Annotated in this window: 16 protein-coding genes, 2 rRNA genes and 2 pseudogenes; 2 read left to right on the forward strand and 18 right to left on the reverse strand. The window is 44.6% G+C overall.

Translation table 11 applies throughout. The features are described 5' to 3' along the window. Positions 1 to 84 precede the first annotated feature (84 nt). The 7 genes and pseudogenes from rnhB to glyA all read right to left on the reverse strand — a co-directional run bounded on the left by rnhB (position 85) and on the right by glyA (position 6476). A pseudogene (gene rnhB, locus E8Q33_RS06450) lies at positions 85 to 656 on the reverse strand (ribonuclease HII). Continuing rightward, the gene (lpxB, locus tag E8Q33_RS06455; protein WP_136553675.1) at positions 653 to 1789 is read right to left on the reverse strand and encodes a lipid-A-disaccharide synthase; all 1137 of its coding nucleotides are present in this window, start codon (positions 1787 to 1789) and stop codon (positions 653 to 655) included. Before lpxB ends, rnhB begins: the two are co-directional and overlap by 4 nt. 9 nt (positions 1790 to 1798) lie before the next feature. Continuing rightward, the gene (gene ribBA / locus E8Q33_RS06460; protein ID WP_069296012.1) at positions 1799 to 2905 is read right to left on the reverse strand and encodes a bifunctional 3,4-dihydroxy-2-butanone-4-phosphate synthase/GTP cyclohydrolase II; all 1107 of its coding nucleotides are present in this window, start codon (positions 2903 to 2905) and stop codon (positions 1799 to 1801) included. Beyond that, positions 2905 to 3546, reverse strand: coding sequence for a riboflavin synthase (locus tag E8Q33_RS06465; protein ID WP_069296011.1), 642 nt, complete (start codon positions 3544 to 3546; stop codon positions 2905 to 2907). The genes ribBA and E8Q33_RS06465 overlap by 1 nt, the downstream gene beginning before the upstream one ends. Positions 3547 to 3549: 3 nt before the next feature. Further along, the gene (gene ribD / locus E8Q33_RS06470) at positions 3550 to 4647 is read right to left on the reverse strand and encodes a bifunctional diaminohydroxyphosphoribosylaminopyrimidine deaminase/5-amino-6-(5-phosphoribosylamino)uracil reductase RibD (protein ID WP_136553677.1); all 1098 of its coding nucleotides are present in this window, start codon (positions 4645 to 4647) and stop codon (positions 3550 to 3552) included. 87 nt (positions 4648 to 4734) lie between these two features. Beyond that, positions 4735 to 5208 (reverse strand): transcriptional regulator NrdR, encoded by a 474-nt coding sequence (gene nrdR, locus E8Q33_RS06475; protein WP_136553679.1) that lies wholly within the window; start codon positions 5206 to 5208, stop codon positions 4735 to 4737. 14 nt (positions 5209 to 5222) lie between these two features. Then, on the reverse strand, positions 5223 to 6476 hold the full coding sequence (glyA, locus tag E8Q33_RS06480) for a serine hydroxymethyltransferase (protein WP_136553681.1): 1254 nt from the start codon (positions 6474 to 6476) through the stop codon (positions 5223 to 5225). A gap of 105 nt (positions 6477 to 6581) precedes the next feature. Here glyA and E8Q33_RS06485 point away from each other — a divergent pair, with 105 nt between their 5' ends. Further along, positions 6582 to 7445, forward strand: coding sequence for an NAD(P)-dependent oxidoreductase (locus E8Q33_RS06485; protein ID WP_136553683.1), 864 nt, complete (start codon positions 6582 to 6584; stop codon positions 7443 to 7445). 56 nt (positions 7446 to 7501) lie between these two features. Here the strand turns inward: E8Q33_RS06485 and E8Q33_RS06490 are convergent, their stop codons facing one another. The 9 genes and pseudogenes from E8Q33_RS06490 to rho form a co-directional block, all read right to left on the reverse strand. Further along, the gene (locus tag E8Q33_RS06490) at positions 7502 to 8797 is read right to left on the reverse strand and encodes an adenylosuccinate synthase (protein ID WP_136553685.1); all 1296 of its coding nucleotides are present in this window, start codon (positions 8795 to 8797) and stop codon (positions 7502 to 7504) included. Continuing rightward, positions 8790 to 9980, reverse strand: coding sequence for an ATP phosphoribosyltransferase regulatory subunit (locus tag E8Q33_RS06495; protein WP_136553687.1), 1191 nt, complete (start codon positions 9978 to 9980; stop codon positions 8790 to 8792). Before E8Q33_RS06495 ends, E8Q33_RS06490 begins: the two co-directional genes overlap by 8 nt. A 5-nt stretch (positions 9981 to 9985) precedes the next feature. Continuing rightward, on the reverse strand, positions 9986 to 10183 hold the full coding sequence (locus E8Q33_RS06500; RefSeq protein ID WP_069296004.1) for a DUF2065 domain-containing protein: 198 nt from the start codon (positions 10181 to 10183) through the stop codon (positions 9986 to 9988). Next, entirely contained in the window at positions 10183 to 11052 is an 870-nt protein-coding gene (gene hflC, locus E8Q33_RS06505) for a protease modulator HflC (protein WP_069296003.1), read from the reverse strand. The genes E8Q33_RS06500 and hflC overlap by 1 nt, the downstream gene beginning before the upstream one ends. 2 nt (positions 11053 to 11054) lie before the next feature. After that, positions 11055 to 12260 (reverse strand): FtsH protease activity modulator HflK, encoded by a 1206-nt coding sequence (gene hflK / locus E8Q33_RS06510; protein WP_136553688.1) that lies wholly within the window; start codon positions 12258 to 12260, stop codon positions 11055 to 11057. A 93-nt stretch (positions 12261 to 12353) separates the two neighbouring features. Further along, positions 12354 to 13499 carry a ribosome rescue GTPase HflX gene (gene hflX / locus E8Q33_RS06515; RefSeq protein ID WP_069296002.1) on the reverse strand — a complete coding sequence of 382 codons (1146 nt, stop codon included), beginning with the start codon at positions 13497 to 13499 and terminating at the stop codon, positions 12354 to 12356. Between the two features lie 13 nt (positions 13500 to 13512). Beyond that, positions 13513 to 13737: an RNA chaperone Hfq gene (gene hfq / locus E8Q33_RS06520; RefSeq protein ID WP_069296001.1), complete on the reverse strand. Its 225-nt coding sequence runs from the start codon at positions 13735 to 13737 to the stop codon at positions 13513 to 13515. A gap of 74 nt (positions 13738 to 13811) precedes the next feature. Beyond that, complete coding sequence (miaA, locus tag E8Q33_RS06525; protein ID WP_247869961.1) at positions 13812 to 14729, reverse strand: tRNA (adenosine(37)-N6)-dimethylallyltransferase MiaA; 918 nt, start codon at positions 14727 to 14729, stop codon at positions 13812 to 13814. Between the two features lie 50 nt (positions 14730 to 14779). After that, a pseudogene (gene rho, locus E8Q33_RS06530) lies at positions 14780 to 16038 on the reverse strand (transcription termination factor Rho). A gap of 252 nt (positions 16039 to 16290) precedes the next feature. Between rho and E8Q33_RS06535 the strand changes: the two are divergent. Continuing rightward, positions 16291 to 16851 carry a Slp family lipoprotein gene (locus E8Q33_RS06535; protein WP_136553692.1) on the forward strand — a complete coding sequence of 187 codons (561 nt, stop codon included), beginning with the start codon at positions 16291 to 16293 and terminating at the stop codon, positions 16849 to 16851. A gap of 575 nt (positions 16852 to 17426) precedes the next feature. Here E8Q33_RS06535 and rrf read toward each other — a convergent pair. Together rrf and E8Q33_RS06545 are read right to left on the reverse strand one after the other, a co-directional pair. After that, positions 17427 to 17541 (reverse strand): 5S ribosomal RNA (rrf, locus tag E8Q33_RS06540). Positions 17542 to 17629: 88 nt separating this feature from the next. Continuing rightward, a 23S ribosomal RNA gene (locus E8Q33_RS06545) occupies positions 17630 to 17734 on the reverse strand; the annotation flags it as partial.

Below are 17734 nucleotides of genomic sequence, written 5' to 3' on the forward strand. Positions count from 1 at the left end.
GATTGAGTTAATGAGTGAGTTTATCGACAGCATAAGGTGCGAATAATACCATGCTTGCAGGCGATAACTGGAAAATGCATAAATTTATCTTATGGCCCGGCGAACTGGTGCAAATGACCGCCGATGAATGGGGGATGGTCCAAGCTCCAGTAATGCTTGTTGGTGCTGTGCGGTCGGATAGCCTTTGTGTTTTGCTAGTCCATAGCCGGGATAAAGTTGATCCAAGACCAACATTTCACGATCCCTGGCCACTTTGGCTAATATTGAAGCAGCGGCGATGGCTGGCTCGCTCAAATCACCTTTAATGATCGTGGTGACTGGGCAATTCAAATTTGGTGCATGATTGCCATCAACCAGAGCATGCTCAAGAGCGAAAGGTAAAGCAGCCACTGCACGTTGCATTGCCAGCAAACTGGCTTGCAGTATATTTAACTGATCAATTTCTTCCACTTCCGCCCTGCCAACGCCCAGGCATAAGCATATTGCTCAATCATTGGCACCAGCTGTTCTCGACGTTTTTCACTGAGTTTTTTAGAATCCGTCAGACCATGAATGGGTTTACCAGGATCCAGAACCACAGCAGCGGTAACCACTGGGCCGGCTAATGGGCCTCTTCCAACTTCATCTATACCCGCAATTAACGCGATCACACTCATTTAGAAAGTAATCTCAGCACAAGCTCAGCAGCATTATCTGCCCCGCCACTCGGTCCAAGCGCATTAAGCACCTGTTGACGGATTTGCTCAGCGTGCTGCATTCGTTGGGGATGTGTCAGCAAATCCATTAACTGCTGTTCCAGCCGAACGGCAGTGACTTCATCTTGCAGTAATTCTTTAATGACCGGCTGCTGCGTCACAATATTGCATAATCCTACATAAGGAATTTTCACCAGCCGTTTCAGGATTCGATAACTCCATGGTGAAACTTTGTAGGTAATAAAATGCGGCACACCTATCAATGCAATTTCCAGCGTTACAGTGCCTGAAGCAGCCACGATGGCATCACAAGCTCTAATAACCTCGTAAAAGTCGTCTTTAATAATGCTAATGCGTAAAGATGAACCGGCTAAATACTGTTGCAGGTAGGTTTCATCAATTCCGGGAGCCTGAGGAATCACTATCTGAATCGGAAAATGACGTTTCTGGATCCGCTCAGCCGCTTCCAACATTACTGGTAGTAAAGCTGAAATTTCACTACGCCGGCTACCGGGAAACAAACCAATCACTCGAACAGCTTTATCCAGAGCAAATTTCTCTCGTGCGGTTTTCTGGGTAAGTTCTGTCTGAACTGCATCGACTAACGGGTGCCCGACACAAGTTACAGCCACCCCAGCGGCCTGGTATATATCCTGTTCAAATGGAAACAACACCGCCATATGGTCAACATCGCGTTTGATTTGCTCGATTCGCCCCGCTCGCCAGGCCCAGATTTTCGGGCTGATGTAATACAGCACTTTAATACCGAGTTTTTTTGCTTGTTTAGCCAGTTTCAGATTGAAGCCGGGATAATCCACCAGAATAAGTAAATCAGGTGGTTGGCGGCGTAGTTCTGCTACGACCTGATTAAAAATGCCTTTAATTTTCGGATAGCGTTTGATGACCTCCACCAGACCCATCACCGCAAGTTCTGCAAAATCGATATTGATATCGGCACCAGCCGCCCGCATTTTTTCACCACCGATTCCAGTGATATAAATAGCAGGTTGCTGTTTTTTTAATGCGCTGACCAAGCGGGCAGCATGTGCTTCGCCCGATGCTTCTCCAGCAACAATATAAATATGCTTATTCACCGGTTATATTCAATCTTCTAGGTAGCCGGTTAATTCCAAACCAAAGCCAGAGACACCCGTTAGTTTAGTTGGGGTGCCGATCACGCGCATTTTACGCACACCCAAATCCGCTAAAATCTGTGCGCCTACGCCAAAGGTTCTTAAATCCCAACTGGCTTTGAATGGTGCGGCTTCACCTTGATCTTGCTGCTGGTATCGAGCAATTTTAGCCGCCAGTTGCTTATTTTGTTCTGGTTGCCGCAAGACTACTAATACGCCTTTGCCAGCCTGCTGAATTCGGCGCATCACATCCGGCAAAGGCCAATGTGTCGGTTCACGTTTTGATGCCAGTAAATCACCCAATGGATCGGCCATATGCACCCGCACCAATGTTTCCTGCTCGGCATCGATATCACCGTAAACCAGAGCCAAATGGGTTTGGCTGTTTACATCATCCTGATAGCTGTGCAAGGTGAAATCACCATATTCTGTCGGAAAATTACAGGTCGACATGGCTTTAATGGTCATTTCATTTTGCAGACGATAGCTGATTAAATCTGCGATGGTGCCGATTTTTAGCTGATGGGTTTCAGCAAATATCTCCAAATCTGGGCGTCGCGCCATAGTGCCGTCATCATTGAGGATCTCAACAATCACTGCTGCAGGTGTACAACCCGCCAGATGTGCCAAGTCGCAACCGGCCTCTGTATGTCCGGCACGGGTTAATACCCCACCTGGCTGGGCTTTTAACGGAAAAATATGTCCCGGCTGAACCAAATCCTCGGGCTTGGCTTGCGTAGCCACTGCTTTTTGAATCGTTAATGCACGGTCAGCGGCAGATATCCCAGTTGTTACCCCTTCAGCGGCTTCAATTGAAACGGTGAAATTGGTGGCATACGGTGTTTGATTATCGGTGACCATTAATGGCAGACGTAATTGACGGCAACGATCTTCAGTCAAAGTCAGACAAATCAGTCCACGACCGAATTTAGCCATAAAGTTAACTGCTTCAGCAGTTACCTTATCAGCGGCCATCACTAAATCACCTTCATTTTCGCGATCTTCGTCATCCATGATGATGACCATTTTGCCTTGTTTCAGATCATCAATGATCTCTTGAGTACTATTGATTTGCATTAACGGATATAACCATGTTGTGTAAGGAAGTCCCGGCTGATGTTAGAGCCGGTCTGAGGTAGCAAACGCTCGAGATAACGGGCAATCAAATCTACTTCCAGATTGACCTTGGTACCAGTTTGATAATGTTTAATGATCGTCTCTTCAAGTGTATGTGGAATGATATTAATATCAAACCCACCATCAAAAACGCCATTGACTGTCAGACTAACCCCATCAATGGTAATTGAACCTTTTTCTGCGATATAACGCTCCAGTTCTGCAGGGACTTTTATCTTATATTGCCAGGAACGCGCCGAAGCCGTTTTACTGATCACTTCACCCAAACCATCAACATGCCCGCTAACCATATGACCACCTAAACGATCCCCAACGGCAAGGGCTTTCTCAAGATTGGCTTCACTACCCGTTTTTAATTGTCCCAGACTGGTACGCTGCAGTGTTTCTTGAGACACATCAAACTGTAAACTTCTGCTCGCCATTTCGACTACAGTTAAACACACACCATTGACCGCAATGCTATCTCCGAGCTTGACGTCGTTAAGATCCAACTTCGCAGAGTCAATATGCAAGCGGATATCACCACCTACCGATTGCAGAGATTTGAGCTGACCTACAGCCGCAATAATACCTGTGAACATGAATTAAAAAGCCTCGTTATAGTGTGGTTTAGCGGTAATTCGCCAGTCATTGCCAACGGCACGAATATCAGTGATATCTAATTCAATATTTTGTGCCATATAGTCCATACCGGGCAGATGGAAAACAGCTCGGGCGGCATCCCCCATCAGTTTGGGTGCAACATAAAAAATCATTTCATCGATTAATTGTGAGCGTAATAATGCACCGTTTAAGACAGCGCCGGCTTCAACCATAACTTCATTGATTTCACGTTTGGCCAATACCGATAACATTCCACTTAGATCGACCTGGTTATTTGGTGCTGGCAAAACAATGGTTTCAACATCATTACGCACCATGCGATCACAGGCGGTAAACAGCAATACTTTTTCGTCGTTGAGAATTTGGGCATTGGCAGGCATACGCAATTCACTATCGACAATGACTTTTAACGGTTGACGTATGGCTTCTCCATGGGGATACCAATCAGCAACATGACGAACGTTTAACAAGGGGTCATCAGCGATAACCGTACCGACCCCCGTGACAATCGCTGAGCTGCGTGCTCTGAGTTTTTGTACATCCGCTCGTGCTTCAGGGCCGGTTATCCATTTGCTCTCGCCTGATGCCATTGCCGTGCGACCATCAAGGCTCATCGCCATTTTACTTCGCACATAGGGTCTGCCAATGCGCATACGCTGAATAAAGCCTGGATTTAATTGCTCAGCTTGTGAGGTCAGTATGCCCTGATGAACTTCTATTCCAGCCTGTTCAAGCCGTTGCATACCGGTTCCTGAAACTACAGGATTGGGATCGGTCATCGCCACATATAAACGTTTTATTCCGGCTCGAATCAGTGCATCGGCACAAGGTGGTGTACGGCCAAAATGACTACAGGGTTCCAGAGTCACATAACAATCAGCGCCTTCTGCATTATGTCCTGCATCGTGTAAAGCATTAATTTCTGCATGGGCTTCACCGGCGCGATGATGCCAGCCTTCACCAATAACCTGATCATTTTTGACAATGACACAGCCCACCCTTGGATTAGGATCAGTGGTGTATAAACCTTTCCAGGCCAGCTGTATGGCCTGTGCCATAAATTGTTCGTGTTGGCTCATTGGGGTTGCCTCCACAGATGATCTTTTACATTGATTGTAATCGCATTCGAATGATGCGTTTGCATAAACTGTAGCTGACTATTAAATTCAGCTGTCTTTATCAGATAAAGCACGATTTTCCATACGTTCGATTTCTTCCCGAAACGCATTCACATCCTGAAAACTACGATAAACCGAAGCAAACCGGACATAAGCTACTTCATCCAGCTCACGCAATGCATGCATTACCCAGTCACCAACCAGACGACTCTGCACTTCTCTTTCACCGGTTGCCCATAAGCGTCTGGTGATGGTTTTGACCGCATTATCAATGGCATCAATACTGACTGGGCGCTTTTCAAGTGCACGCATAATACCGGCACGCAATTTATTTTCATCAAACGCTTCACGGGTAGCATCACGCTTGATCAAGCGTGGCAGACTCAGTTCAGCTGTTTCGTAAGTGGTAAAACGTTCATTACACACCTGACACATGCGACGACGTCGAATCGCATCTCCCTCGGAAGAGAGACGCGAATCGACGACTTTTGAATCTTCAGCTCCGCAAAACGGGCAGCGCATCAGTCAGCACAAACTTATGAGTAAACTGGCAGACGTTTACAGATTTCCGTCACCTTGTCACGGATGGCTGCGATCACTTTTTCATCGCCATGACTGTCAATGACATCACACATCCAGCCCGCCAAGTCGGTGCAATCCTGTTCACTGAAACCACGCGTGGTGACAGCAGGAGTACCAACACGAATACCAGAGGTAACGAATGGTGATTGCGGATCATTAGGCACGGCATTTTTATTGACCGTAATATGCGCATTACCCAGCCATGCATCAACTTCTTTACCGGTCAGACCAGCTTCAATAAAGCTGACCAGGAACAGATGATCATCAGTTCCTTTAGAAACGACATCATAGCCACGGGCCATAAATACTTTGGCCATCGCCTGGGCATTTTTAACAACTTGCTGTTGATAGGTTTTGAACTCCGGCAACATTGCTTCTTTGAAAGCAACCGCTTTAGCCGCAATCACATGCATTAACGGCCCACCCTGGAAACCAGGGAAAACGGCTGAGTTCAGCTTTTTCTCAATTTCAGGATTGGATTTGGCCAGAATCAGACCACCACGTGGACCTCTTAATGTTTTGTGAGTAGTTGTGGTCGTTACATCAGCGATTTGTACTGGATTCGGGTAAAGTCCTGCCGCAACCAGACCGGCCACATGGGCCATATCAACCAGTAGATATGCGCCAACTGAATCCGCAATATCACGGAATTTTTGCCAGTCAATAATACGTGAGTAAGCCGAAAAACCTGCAACGATCAGTTTTGGCTGATGTTCTTTAGCCAGTTTTTCAACTTCGTTATAATCAATCTCACCGGTATCACTGCTAATGCCGTAAGCAACAGAATTATAGATTTTTCCGGATGCACTGACTTTGGCACCGTGAGTCAAATGACCACCATGTGCCAGACTCATTCCCAGAATCATATCGCCGGGTTGCAATAAGGCTAGATAAACTGCAGCATTGGCTTGTGAGCCGGAATGTGGTTGCACGTTAGCGTAATCAGCACCAAATAATGCTTTTGCACGTTCAATCGCCAGATCTTCAGCGGTATCAACATGTTCACAGCCGCCATAATAACGTTTGCCAGGATAACCTTCTGCGTATTTGTTGGTTAACAATGAGCCCTGAGCTTCCATCACCCGTGGGCTGGTATAGTTCTCAGAAGCGATTAATTCGATATGATCTTCCTGACGTTGTTCTTCAGCAGAAATTGCCTGAAACAACTCGTCATCAAAATCAGCAATGCTCATGTTTTTTTTGTACACAGTTTTCCCCTGTAGCGGCTGTAAATGCCCGCATATTGTATCCCACAACGCACGCAGCATCTATGTAAGAATAGAATTTTTAGTTAAACAAAACCGGAGTCAGATATGAAAATAGCCATTCTTGGTGGTGGCCTGATGGGCAATGCATTGGCAGAGCGTCTTCTCGACCAGAAATGCGAGTTGAGTATCTACAACCGAAGCATTAAAAAGGTTGCTAATTTAAGCGCTCAAGGTGCCCGAATCTGTGAAACGGCCAGCGAAGCTGTTCAGCAAAGTGAAATAGTTATTTTGCTGTTGAGTGATGCCGATGCAATTGCCACAGTTCTGGACAATGTGGATCCCGCAGTCTTTGCAGACAAGCTGTTTATGCAAATGGGAACCATTGCTCCCGAACAATCTCAGCATCTTGAAAGTCAGTTAAATAGTGTGAATGCCGCGTATCTGGAGTGCCCGGTATTAGGTAGCTTGCCTGAAGCCCGTAGTGGTAAATTAATTCTAATGGCAGCAGGCCCTGAAGATAATTATAGGTCAGTGTTGCCCCTATTGAAGTTAATAGGAGAAACACCGCGTTATATTGGTGATACGGGGCAAGGCGCTGCGATTAAGCTCGCGATGAACCAGTTAATTGCAGGGCTTACAGCAACATTTTCACTGAGTCTTGCCATGATTGAGGAACACCAGATTGATGTTGAGCAGTTTATGCAGATAGTGCGTGAAAGTGCAATTTATGCTGCAACATTTGATAAAAAACTCGAACGTATGCTCAATCGCAACTTCAGTGATCCGAATTTTCCCACCAAACATCTGGCAAAAGATACTCGGCTATTTCTGGAGGTCGGTGAAAAACTTCGACTTGATACAACGGCACTGGAAGGCATTAGTCGATTATTGGATAAAGCCATGGCAATGGGCATGGAAAATACTGACTATTCCGCACTCTATGCCGCGATTTCGCCTGATCGAAAATAATCCCACAGACAAAAACGCCTCTTTAAGAGGGCGTTTTACTCAGGCTGTTTATTTAATTAGAGACTAAATAGATCCCGGCGAATAATGGTTTCGCAACGATCAGGACCTGTTGAAATAATATCAATCGGAACGCCAGCCAATTCTTGGATTTTATCAATATAGTTCCGGGCATTTTCCGGCAAGGCGTCAAACTCGGTGATACCCAATGTTGAATCCTGCCAGCCTGGCATATCGATATAAACCGGCTCACAGCCTTCAAACTCATCCGCACTCAATGGCAGAACTGTTACATCTTCACCATTGCGTTTATAACCAACACATAAACGAATGATTTCCAACCCATCCAATACATCCAGTTTGGTTAAACATAAACCAGTAATACTGTTAATCCAGCTGGCGCGGTTTAATGCCACCATATCAAGCCAACCACAGCGGCGATCACGCCCGGTAGTCGAGCCTTTTTCATGACCTTTAACCGATAAATGCTTACCGATATCACAGCTTAATTCTGAAGGGAATGGACCTGCGCCAACGCGGGTTGCATAAGCTTTGGTAATGCCTAATACATAATCAATATGGCACGGGCCAACACCAGCACCTGTCGCACTGCCACCGGCAGTCGTGTTTGATGAGGTGACATAAGGGTAGGTACCGTGATCAATATCCAGCAAAGCGCCTTGAGCACCTTCAAACATCACCCGGTCACCGTTGAGATAATACTGCTGTAGCATCGCCGGTATATCGGCAATCATTGGCAGTAACACATCCCGCATAGCTAATGTTTCGTCACGCACTTGTTCAAAACTGACTGGCGCTGCCTGATAGTAATTAATCAAGGCAAAGTTATGGAAACTCACCACTTCACGCAGTTTTTCTACAAACTTCTGTTCGTTGACCAGATCGCCAAGACGTAAACCTCGGCGCGCCACTTTATCTTCATACGCTGGGCCGATACCGCGTCCAGTTGTACCAATCGCATCTTTACCGCGACGGGATTCTCTGGCGACGTCTAACGCTACGTGATAAGGCAAAATCAATGGACAGGCGGCACTGATTTTCAGGCGCTGACGTACTGGAATACCATTGGCTTCCAGCTCATTCATTTCTTTAATTAATGCTTCCGGAGATAGCACCACGCCATTACCGATAAGGCATTGAACATGCTCTCGCAAAATGCCTGAAGGAATCAGGTGCAGAATAGTTTTTTTACCCTCAATAACCAGGGTATGACCTGCATTATGTCCACCTTGAAAGCGTACTACAGCTGAAACGCTGTCAGTCAAAAGGTCAACAACTTTACCTTTACCCTCATCGCCCCATTGGGAACCGATTACTACAATATTTTTAACCACGCGTGTTATTTCCTGTCTCGACCACTTGCCAGCGGCCATCTTGTTGAATCAATGTTTTTTCGGTATTTATTGTGCTTCCGGGTAAAGCAAAAACCACAATATTACCCTGTTCACGTAAGCTTTCAACCATATCAAGCTGTGATTGATCTGATGACCAAGTAGCGCTAATCAACTGGCGCTTTTCCCTTGGTTTGGGAAAGCTGGTCACCAGTTTTTTCAAATCTAAACTGAAGCCCGTAGCAGGTTGGGCATGACCGAAATCCTGTCCAATATCATCATATCGTCCACCCAACGCAATGGCTTGTGCCGAACTTGATTGATATGCAGCAAACACTACGCCGGTATGGTAGTGATAGCCGCGCAGCTCAGCCAGATCGAAATTCAACTGTATGCCTGATAAACGCTGTTGTGACATTTCAGCCAACATATTTAGCGTTTCCAGCGCTTGCAGTACGGATTCCGGTGCGTCCTTTAAGATCTGCTTTGCTTTGTCCAGCACTTTCACGTCGCCATTTAACTCAGACAAGGCAACCAGCATTTTTCTGGCCGGTTCATTAATGGCATAGCTGGATAATAAACTTTCAATTTCCGGCAAAGCCTTACGCTGCATTGCAGAGAAAAGCGCTTGTTCCTGCTCGTCATCCAGTTGAGCAAAATCGGCTAAACCGCGATAAATGCCAACATGGCCTATATCTAATGAGATTGAGCCGGCAACTCCACTAATCTTCAGCAATTCAACCATTAGTTGAATGCTTTCCATATCACTTTCCGGACCAGCATGGCCGTAAATTTCAGCACCTAATTGGATTGGATTACGTGAGCTGGCCTGACCAGCTGGTAAAGTATGCAAAACACTCCCGATATAGCACAGGCGTAACACATCTGAATTATCTCGAAGTCGATGTGCTGCAATTCTAGCCACCTGCGGAGTCATATCAGCACGAATGCCTAGCAAGCGACCGGATAATTGATCAATCAGTTTAAAAGTTTGTAAATCGAGTGTTTTTGCCGTACCTGTCAGTAAGGAATCCAGGTATTCGACTAGCGGCGGGACCACAAGTTGATATCCCCAACTTTGCATGCGATCCACTAATAGACGATGCATTCTTTCCAGCTGGGCAGCTTCTTCCGGCATTAATTCATCGATGCCCTCTGGGAGCAACCAACTTTCTTTTAATGTCATGTAAATTAATTAACCCAATATAAAATCAGCAAACCTGCCACCATGCTGAGCAACCCTACTGTGCGTAATTGCTGATCAGTCATGGTGACAATTTGCAGTAAGGCTCGCCTTAATGCCGCAGGATTAACAAAAGGCATAATCCCTTCAATAATCAGCATTAATGCGGTGGCGAGCCATAAGCTGTGAATTAGAGACTCACTCACTAGTCCAGTATATTCAAGTCACTGAAACTGCTGAAAAAATCACCTTTTGGTTCAATCACCAGCAGATCATCCCCTTGGAAAATATGCTGATATGCGCCTAAACGACGGTAGAAAGAGTAAAACGACTCGTTCTGACCGTAAGCATCTGCGTAGATTTGTGTTGCAAGTGCATCACCTTCACCTCGCAGCATTTCAGACTGACGATTAGCTTCAGCCAAAATAACGGTTCTTTGTCTGTCAGCATCTGAACGGATTTTTTCAGCTTCTTCCGCACCACGAGAGCGTAGATCTTTGGCAACACGCTCACGTTCAGCTTCCATACGGGTATAAACTGATGAACTGACTTCAGTAGGTAAATCAATACGTTTGATACGAACGTTGACCACTTCAATACCAAACTCATTGGCAATGCGGTTTGCCTCGTCCATCAAACCACTGACCATAACTGAACGTTCACCAGAAACCACTTCCTGAATAGTTCGACGACCAAACTCAGCACGCAGTCCATCTTTAATGATTTGCGATAAACGTAGCTTGGCGCTTTCTTCGTCGCCACCCATCGATGTGAAGTAATCTGCAACATTAGCAACACGCCACAAGATAAAAGAATCCACGATAACGTTCTTCTTTTCACCTGTCAGATAACGAGCAGGTGTGGCATCAAGGCTCAGGATCCGCCCATCAAAACGACGTACTTCATTTACGAAAGGAATTTTAAAATGAATACCAGGCTCAAAATCAGCTTTTTCGATTTGACCTAAACGCAGCAGAATAACCCGTTCACGTTCATCAACGAAGAAGATAGCAGAACTGAGAGTGATCAGTGCCAGTACAACAATAAAGATAATTGCAGTAAATCTAGAACTCATGATTAACGTCCTCCCCTGCTACGTGAACCATCTTGAGCTGATGTGCTCGATGACGTTTGGGGGTTATTGGTAGTCGGATAATTTAAATTGTTTAAATCTACGCGGGGCGCATTGCTACTGCCACGCATTTTATCCAGTGGTAAGTAAAGAACATTGTTGCCACCACTATCCACGTCAACCATAACTTTTTGGCTACGGCTATAAACCGATTCCATCGCATCGATGTAAAGACGTTCTTGAGTAATCAAAGGCGCTTTTTCATATTCAGTCATAACTTGCACAAAACGACTTGCTTCACCGTTTGCTTTGGCGACCACCTGACTTTTGTATGCCTCAGCTTCCTGAATAACACGGAAAGCCTGACCACGAGCACGTGGAATAATATCGTTCGAATAAGCTTCTGCCTCATTCTTGGCACGGACTTCATCTTCACGTGCTTTAACGACGTCGGCAAAGGCATCCTGTACCTGCTCAGGTGGCTGTACGTCCTGCATACTGACGCTGGTTACCGTTAAGCCTGTGGCATGCGCGTCTAACATCGCTTGCAAACGTTGCTCAGTACGAGTTGCAACTTCACTACGTCCTTCAGTTAAAACAAAGTCCATCGTTGATTGACCAACCACTTCACGGACAGCACTTTCCATCATCTGACGGAGAATAGTGTCTGGAGTACGCACATTAAAGAGATACTCTGCCGCATCATTAATACGATATTGACCAGCAATTTTTAAATCCACTATGTTTTCGTCGTTGGTAAGCATCAGTGATTCAGATAAAACATTGCTTTCTGGTCGACCACCGCTTGAGCGATAACCGATTTCTACAGAGCGTATTTTAGCCACATCAACCACCTCAACCCGATCTATCGGGTAAGGGAAATGCCAATGAGGTCCAGGCATAGAGGTATGGCTATATTGGCCAAAACGTAATACCACGCCTCTTTCAGCTGGCTCTACAATGTAGATACCGGAAAGTAACCATACTAACAAAATAATGGCAGCGATTAATCCTGCGCCAATTGAGCCTGATTTACTACCGCCTTCTGGAGGTTGAGTATTATTACTTCCGCCACTATTACCGCCGAACATTCCGGCAAATTTTCGCTGCAGATTTTTTACAACTTCATCAAGATCAGGGGGGCCTTCATTATTACCACCACGCTTACCCCATGGGTCTTTATCACCACTACCGGGTTCGTTCCAAGCCATGTACCGCTCCAAAAATTAATTTATGATTTTCAATATGGGAACCGAATGAATCTATTTTACGGACATGGGTGCCGATAGCAACCAAAAGTCCGCTTAATTGACTGATTCAATCGCTAAGAGTTGCTCAGGAAAATATTCTTGTAATGCCAGTCTAAGTAGATCCAAGCCTTCACCAGTATGGGCAGAAAGCCAGATGCGACGAATTTTTCCTTGCTGATCCCGTTCTAGTTTTGGCTGAACGTTTTCTAAGCGGTCAATTTTGTTATAAATAATCAATTGCGGTAGTTCATCAGCGCCGATTTGCTGTAAAACCTCATCAACGTGTTTCATGAGTTCATCTCTGTCCACCGCTGCAGCGTCAACCACATGCAACAGTAATGATGCATCACGGGTTTCTTCCAGGGTAGAACTGAATGACTCAACCAAATCATGGGGCAATTGGCGAATAAATCCTACTGTATCAGCTAGAATCAAAGGCTCGGTATCCGCTATCCTGAATCTTCGTAATGTAGGATCCAAAGTGGCAAATAAACGATCATCAGCATAAACATCTGATGCTGTCATGCGATTGAACAACGTAGATTTTCCCACGTTGGTATATCCCACCAGTGAGACAACAGGGACACCGGCACGTTGTCTGGAACGTCTTCCCTGATCGCGTTGCGAACGGACTTTTTCAAGTCGTTTTTTCAGTGATTTGATGCGTTGACCTAATAGACGTCTATCGGTTTCGAGCTGGGTTTCACCTGGACCACGTAAACCAATACCACCTTTTTGTCTCTCTAAGTGAGTCCAGCCACGTACTAATCGGGTGGAAAGATGTTGTAACTGGGCCAATTCAACCTGGAGCTTACCTTCATGCGAACGTGCTCTGCGGGCAAAAATATCCAGTATCAGACCGGTACGTCCTAACACACGACATTTAAGCCGTTGCTCGAGGTTACGTTCCTGACTGGGAGAAAGTTCGTGGTTAAAAATAACCACCGCCGCATCATTAGCAGAAACTAATTCGGCAATCTCTTCGACTTTACCGGTTCCAGCAAAATACTTTGAATCTGGCCGTTGACGTTTACCATGCACCACTGCGGAAATATTGGCCCCTGTTGAATTAACCAATTCAAGGAATTCTTGTTGGGTTTCATCAAAACTACGATCATTAAAATCGAGATGAACTAGAACTACCGACTCTTGTTCGGCATTTTCTTCAAAAGCGGCGTTGCTATCGGGTCTGTCAAACAATCAATAAACTCCCTTACTCTTCTTGGGTTATCTGAACATTTCTTGCAGGAACGATGGTTGAGATTGCGTGTTTGTATACCATTTGATTAACGGAATTTTTCAGCAATATCACAAATTGATCAAAAGAGTCGATTTGACCCTGTAATTTAATACCGTTGACCAGATAAATCGAAACTGGAACATTTTCGCGACGTAATGCATTCAAAAAAGGATCCTGCAAGGATTGGGCTTTAGCCATTGTCGACTCCATCGTTGTTATTATTGTTAAAACGCTAAGGTGTTACGGGCATTCTAAAAGGCTGCGCAGAATCGTCAAGCATTATCGGATTCTGATAGTTTCGAGCGTATAAAATCCAATACCTGTTTGTTTGGCAAATCGTTACCACTATCAAACCAAACTCCATCTTTTTGGGCTCTTAACCAAGTTAATTGGCGTTTCGCCATTTGCCTGGTGGCGATTATCGCTCTTTCAATAAAAGTGTTCTCATCATACTCACCATTCAAAAAAGACCAAGCTTGTCGGTAACCAACTGCGCGAATGGATGGAAGTGCAGCATGCAAATCTCCTCGCTTCTGAAGCTTTTTAACTTCTTCGATAAATCCCGCTTGCATCATCATCTCATAACGTTTTGCTATGCGTTGATGCAGAATCTTTCTATCAAAAGGTGACAAAATAATTTTGATAACGCTGTACGGCAGCAAGAAATCTGAGTGTTGTGTCAATTCAGTTAGTGGTTTCCCTGAAATCTCATACACTTCCAAAGCTCGTAATAATCTTTGTGGATCATTAACATGGATGCGTGCTGCAGAGACAGGATCAACTTCATTTAAACGTTGGTGCAAGTGCGACAGTCCGAATTGCTTCAGTTCTTGCTCAAGCTTTGCCCTGATATTAGCGTCGGCTTCTGGTAATTCAGCAATACCGTACTGTAATGTTTTGAAATACAGCATGGTGCCACCTACAAGTAAGGGGATTTTGCCACGCTTGGTAATATCAGCCATTAAAACTAATGCATCTTGACGAAAACGACCGGCAGAATAAGCCTGTTGCGGATCAATGATATCGACTAAATGATGCGGGAATTGCTGCAATACCTTTGTATCAGGCTTGGCAGTACCGATATTCATTTGCTTATAAATAAGCGCAGAGTCGACACTAATAATTTCTACTGGCAGGTTCTGAGCCAGAAATATTGCCAGATCAGTTTTACCGGCGGCCGTTGGGCCCATCAAAAAAATTGCCGGAGGTACTTCAACCAAGCCTTTCGACAAACTTATGTTTAACCTTGTTTCATTGAGTCAAAAAACTCAACATTCGTTTTAGTTGACTTCAGGCGATCCATCAGGAATTCCATTGCTTCGATGGGTTCCATTGGAGCCAGAATTTTCCGAAGGATCCACAATTTCTGCAAATCTTCCTCATTTGTCAGTAATTCTTCTCGGCGAGTACCGGAGCGGGTGACATTGATAGCAGGATAAATACGACGATCAGCTAGTTTACGCTCAAGTAATACTTCCATATTACCCGTACCTTTAAACTCTTCGAAAATAACTTCATCCATCCGCGAACCAGTTTCAATCAAAGCGGTTGCAATAATGGTCAAGCTGCCACCCTCTTCAATATTTCTTGCCGCACCGAAGAAACGTTTTGGACGTTGCAAGGCATTTGCATCCACACCACCAGTTAAAACCTTACCTGAAGAAGGAGATACAGTATTGTAAGCGCGAGCCAAGCGAGTGATTGAATCCAACAGAATAACTACGTCATGTTTATGTTCAACCAAACGTTTGCTTTTTCGATAACCATTTCGGCAACTTGCACATGACGCGTTGCTGGCTCATCGAACGTACTTGATACAACTTCGCCTTTAACAGAGCGTTGCATTTCAGTCACTTCTTCTGGGCGCTCATCGATCAATAATACGATTAAGGTACTTTCAGGATAATTGCTGGCAATTGACTGTGCGATTGATTGCAAAATCATTGTTTTACCAGATTTTGGTGGTGCAACAACCAGTCCCCGTTGACCTTTACCGATTGGTGAGGCCAAGTCGATTATACGAGCAGTTAAATCTTCGGTACTGCCATTACCACGCTCAAGATTGAATCGTTCGTTGGCAAAAAGAGGTGTCAGGTTTTCAAATGGAACTTTATTGCGCGAATTCTCTGGTTTTTCATAGTTGATTTCATCAACTTTTACCAAGGCAAAATAACGTTCACTATCTTTAGGAGGACGGATTTTTCCTTTTATCGTATCCCCAGTTCGTAAATGAAACCGACGAATCTGACTTGGTGAAACATAAATATCATCTGGTCCGGCAACATAGGAGTCTTCAGGAGAACGTAAAAATCCAAAACCATCTGGTAATAATTCCAAAACCCCTGTGGTATAGACGTCATCACCTTGTTTTGCATGGGCTTTGACCAAAGCAAATATAAGTTCTTGTTTTCGATTTCGGGCTAAGCCCTCAAGATTCATGGAGAGAGCAAGTTCCATCAATTCAGCAGCGGACTGCCTTTTTAGTTCTGTCAGATTCATGTATTACCTAAAATGGGTTTTTATATCAGAATTGCCTTGGATGCGCGTGGAGAACGCGTATGTTTGAAGTTTGGGAGATTTAACTGGAAAATTGCCAGCAAGAATATCAGTAATAATTACACCCGTCCAGCATTTTTGGGAAAAATATCCCTAATCTTTAAAAGTAAATATATGTAAATGATTTATCAGTGAAACTTATACTATATTGATTGTGTTCTAACAGACTGACAATCACTTTTCACGAGGCCATTAATGAAATTATTATCCAGATTTGTCATGGCAAATCTACTCCTGGTTCTTTTGTCGGGCTGCAGTAATGTACCGAAACAAATCAGTACAGCTCCAGCCGATGATATTCAGCTTAATGAAATCAAAGGTCAAGTTGATAGTTTCTCTGCACAACAAGTTCGTTGGGGCGGTGAAGTGGTCAGTGTTGAAAACAATAATGATTCTTCGATCATCCAAGTTGTTCAATACCCGCTTAACCATTATGGTAAACCGATTACCAATCAACCTAGTGATGGCCGATTCCTAGCTAAAACAACTGAATTCATTGATCCTGTCGTTTATAAGGAAGGGACAATACTGACATTTACCGGAACTCTGGACGGAGAAGCGGTACGCATGGTGGACAAAAAAGAATTATCCATGCCGGTGATTAATGTTTCTACCATGTATAAATGGCAGCCATATCGTACTGTACAGAGGGATCCATTTTATGATCCTTTCTATTACAATGGCTTCTACCCATACCGTGGCTACTACAATAGATATTGGTACCATCCAAGATTTGGATATCGCTATTACTATTAAACGTTCCATACCCTATTAATAGATCACTTGTATCTTGTTTGAATATCTTATATTAGTTTTACAGAAGCAATTATAGGTTACTTCGTTGAAAGAAGATCATTGCAAAATTAATAGATAAAAAATACCCATATTTCTCTGATAAACGGGTATTTTTTGTATAAAAGCCTGACAGTTATTTACATGGATATCATGGTCGCTATCGCTATCCTGCTAGCGCGACACTTGAACATTCAGGTTCATCCTATGTCGGTTTTGTAGGAGCAACAACTGACCACTCCGTTCAAGTAGGTCACATTGTCTAAACGATAGATAATAAAAAGGCCACCCGATAAAGAGCGGCCTAGCTATGTTCGACTTACTTTGATGAAGTGCATCCCTGCACTTCACCCTTCAGGCAGCTACCGCTGCCCAAATCTGTTCCAGACGATTTTGTTATGTCCATGGATGGAAGGTATGCCGCTAATGCAGGAGCAATTTGCGGCCACATGGGGTGTTGCCATGCTCAGGCAGGACACCACAAGTTTTGAATATAAAAAAAGCCCGGCGCTTTCGCGTCGGGCTTGTTTTATATTAAAGCCTGGCAGTGACCTACTTTCACATGGGAACTCCCACACTATCATCGGCGCTGAGCTGTTTCACTTCTGTGTTCGGGATGGGAACAGGTGGGACCAACTCGCTATGGCCGCCAGGCATAACTGGCTGCTTGCTTTTCAGGCAAGCTAATTCGGGAAGTAAAGGTTTTATCACTTATGTGCACACCCAACTTACTTGGGGTTATATGGTCAAGCCTCACGGGCAATTAGTATTGGTTAGCTTCATACATTACTGCACTTCCACACCCAACCTATCAACGTAGTGGTCTTCTACGGCCCTTCAGGGACTT

This window comes from Methylophaga sp. SB9B (assembly GCF_004832235.1).
Taxonomy (GTDB): domain Bacteria; phylum Pseudomonadota; class Gammaproteobacteria; order Nitrosococcales; family Methylophagaceae; genus Methylophaga; species Methylophaga muralis.

Excerpts from the sequence above, each read along its gene's own strand:
- ribBA (WP_069296012.1), bottom strand. The coding sequence starts at position 2,905 with ATGCAAATCAATAGTACTCAAGAGATCATTGATGATCTGAAACAAGGC.
- E8Q33_RS06465 (WP_069296011.1), bottom strand. The coding sequence starts at position 3,546 with ATGTTCACAGGTATTATTGCGGCTGTAGGTCAGCTCAAATCTCTGCAA.
- ribD (WP_136553677.1), bottom strand. The coding sequence starts at position 4,647 with ATGAGCCAACACGAACAATTTATGGCACAGGCCATACAGCTGGCCTGG.
- nrdR (WP_136553679.1), bottom strand. The coding sequence starts at position 5,208 with ATGCGCTGCCCGTTTTGCGGAGCTGAAGATTCAAAAGTCGTCGATTCG.
- E8Q33_RS06485 (WP_136553683.1), top strand. The coding sequence starts at position 6,582 with ATGAAAATAGCCATTCTTGGTGGTGGCCTGATGGGCAATGCATTGGCA.
- E8Q33_RS06495 (WP_136553687.1), bottom strand. The coding sequence starts at position 9,980 with ATGACATTAAAAGAAAGTTGGTTGCTCCCAGAGGGCATCGATGAATTA.
- hflC (WP_069296003.1), bottom strand. The coding sequence starts at position 11,052 with ATGAGTTCTAGATTTACTGCAATTATCTTTATTGTTGTACTGGCACTG.
- hflK (WP_136553688.1), bottom strand. The coding sequence starts at position 12,260 with ATGGCTTGGAACGAACCCGGTAGTGGTGATAAAGACCCATGGGGTAAG.
- hfq (WP_069296001.1), bottom strand. The coding sequence starts at position 13,737 with ATGGCTAAAGCCCAATCCTTGCAGGATCCTTTTTTGAATGCATTACGT.
- miaA (WP_247869961.1), bottom strand. The coding sequence starts at position 14,729 with ATGGGCCCAACGGCCGCCGGTAAAACTGATCTGGCAATATTTCTGGCT.
- E8Q33_RS06535 (WP_136553692.1), top strand. The coding sequence starts at position 16,291 with ATGAAATTATTATCCAGATTTGTCATGGCAAATCTACTCCTGGTTCTT.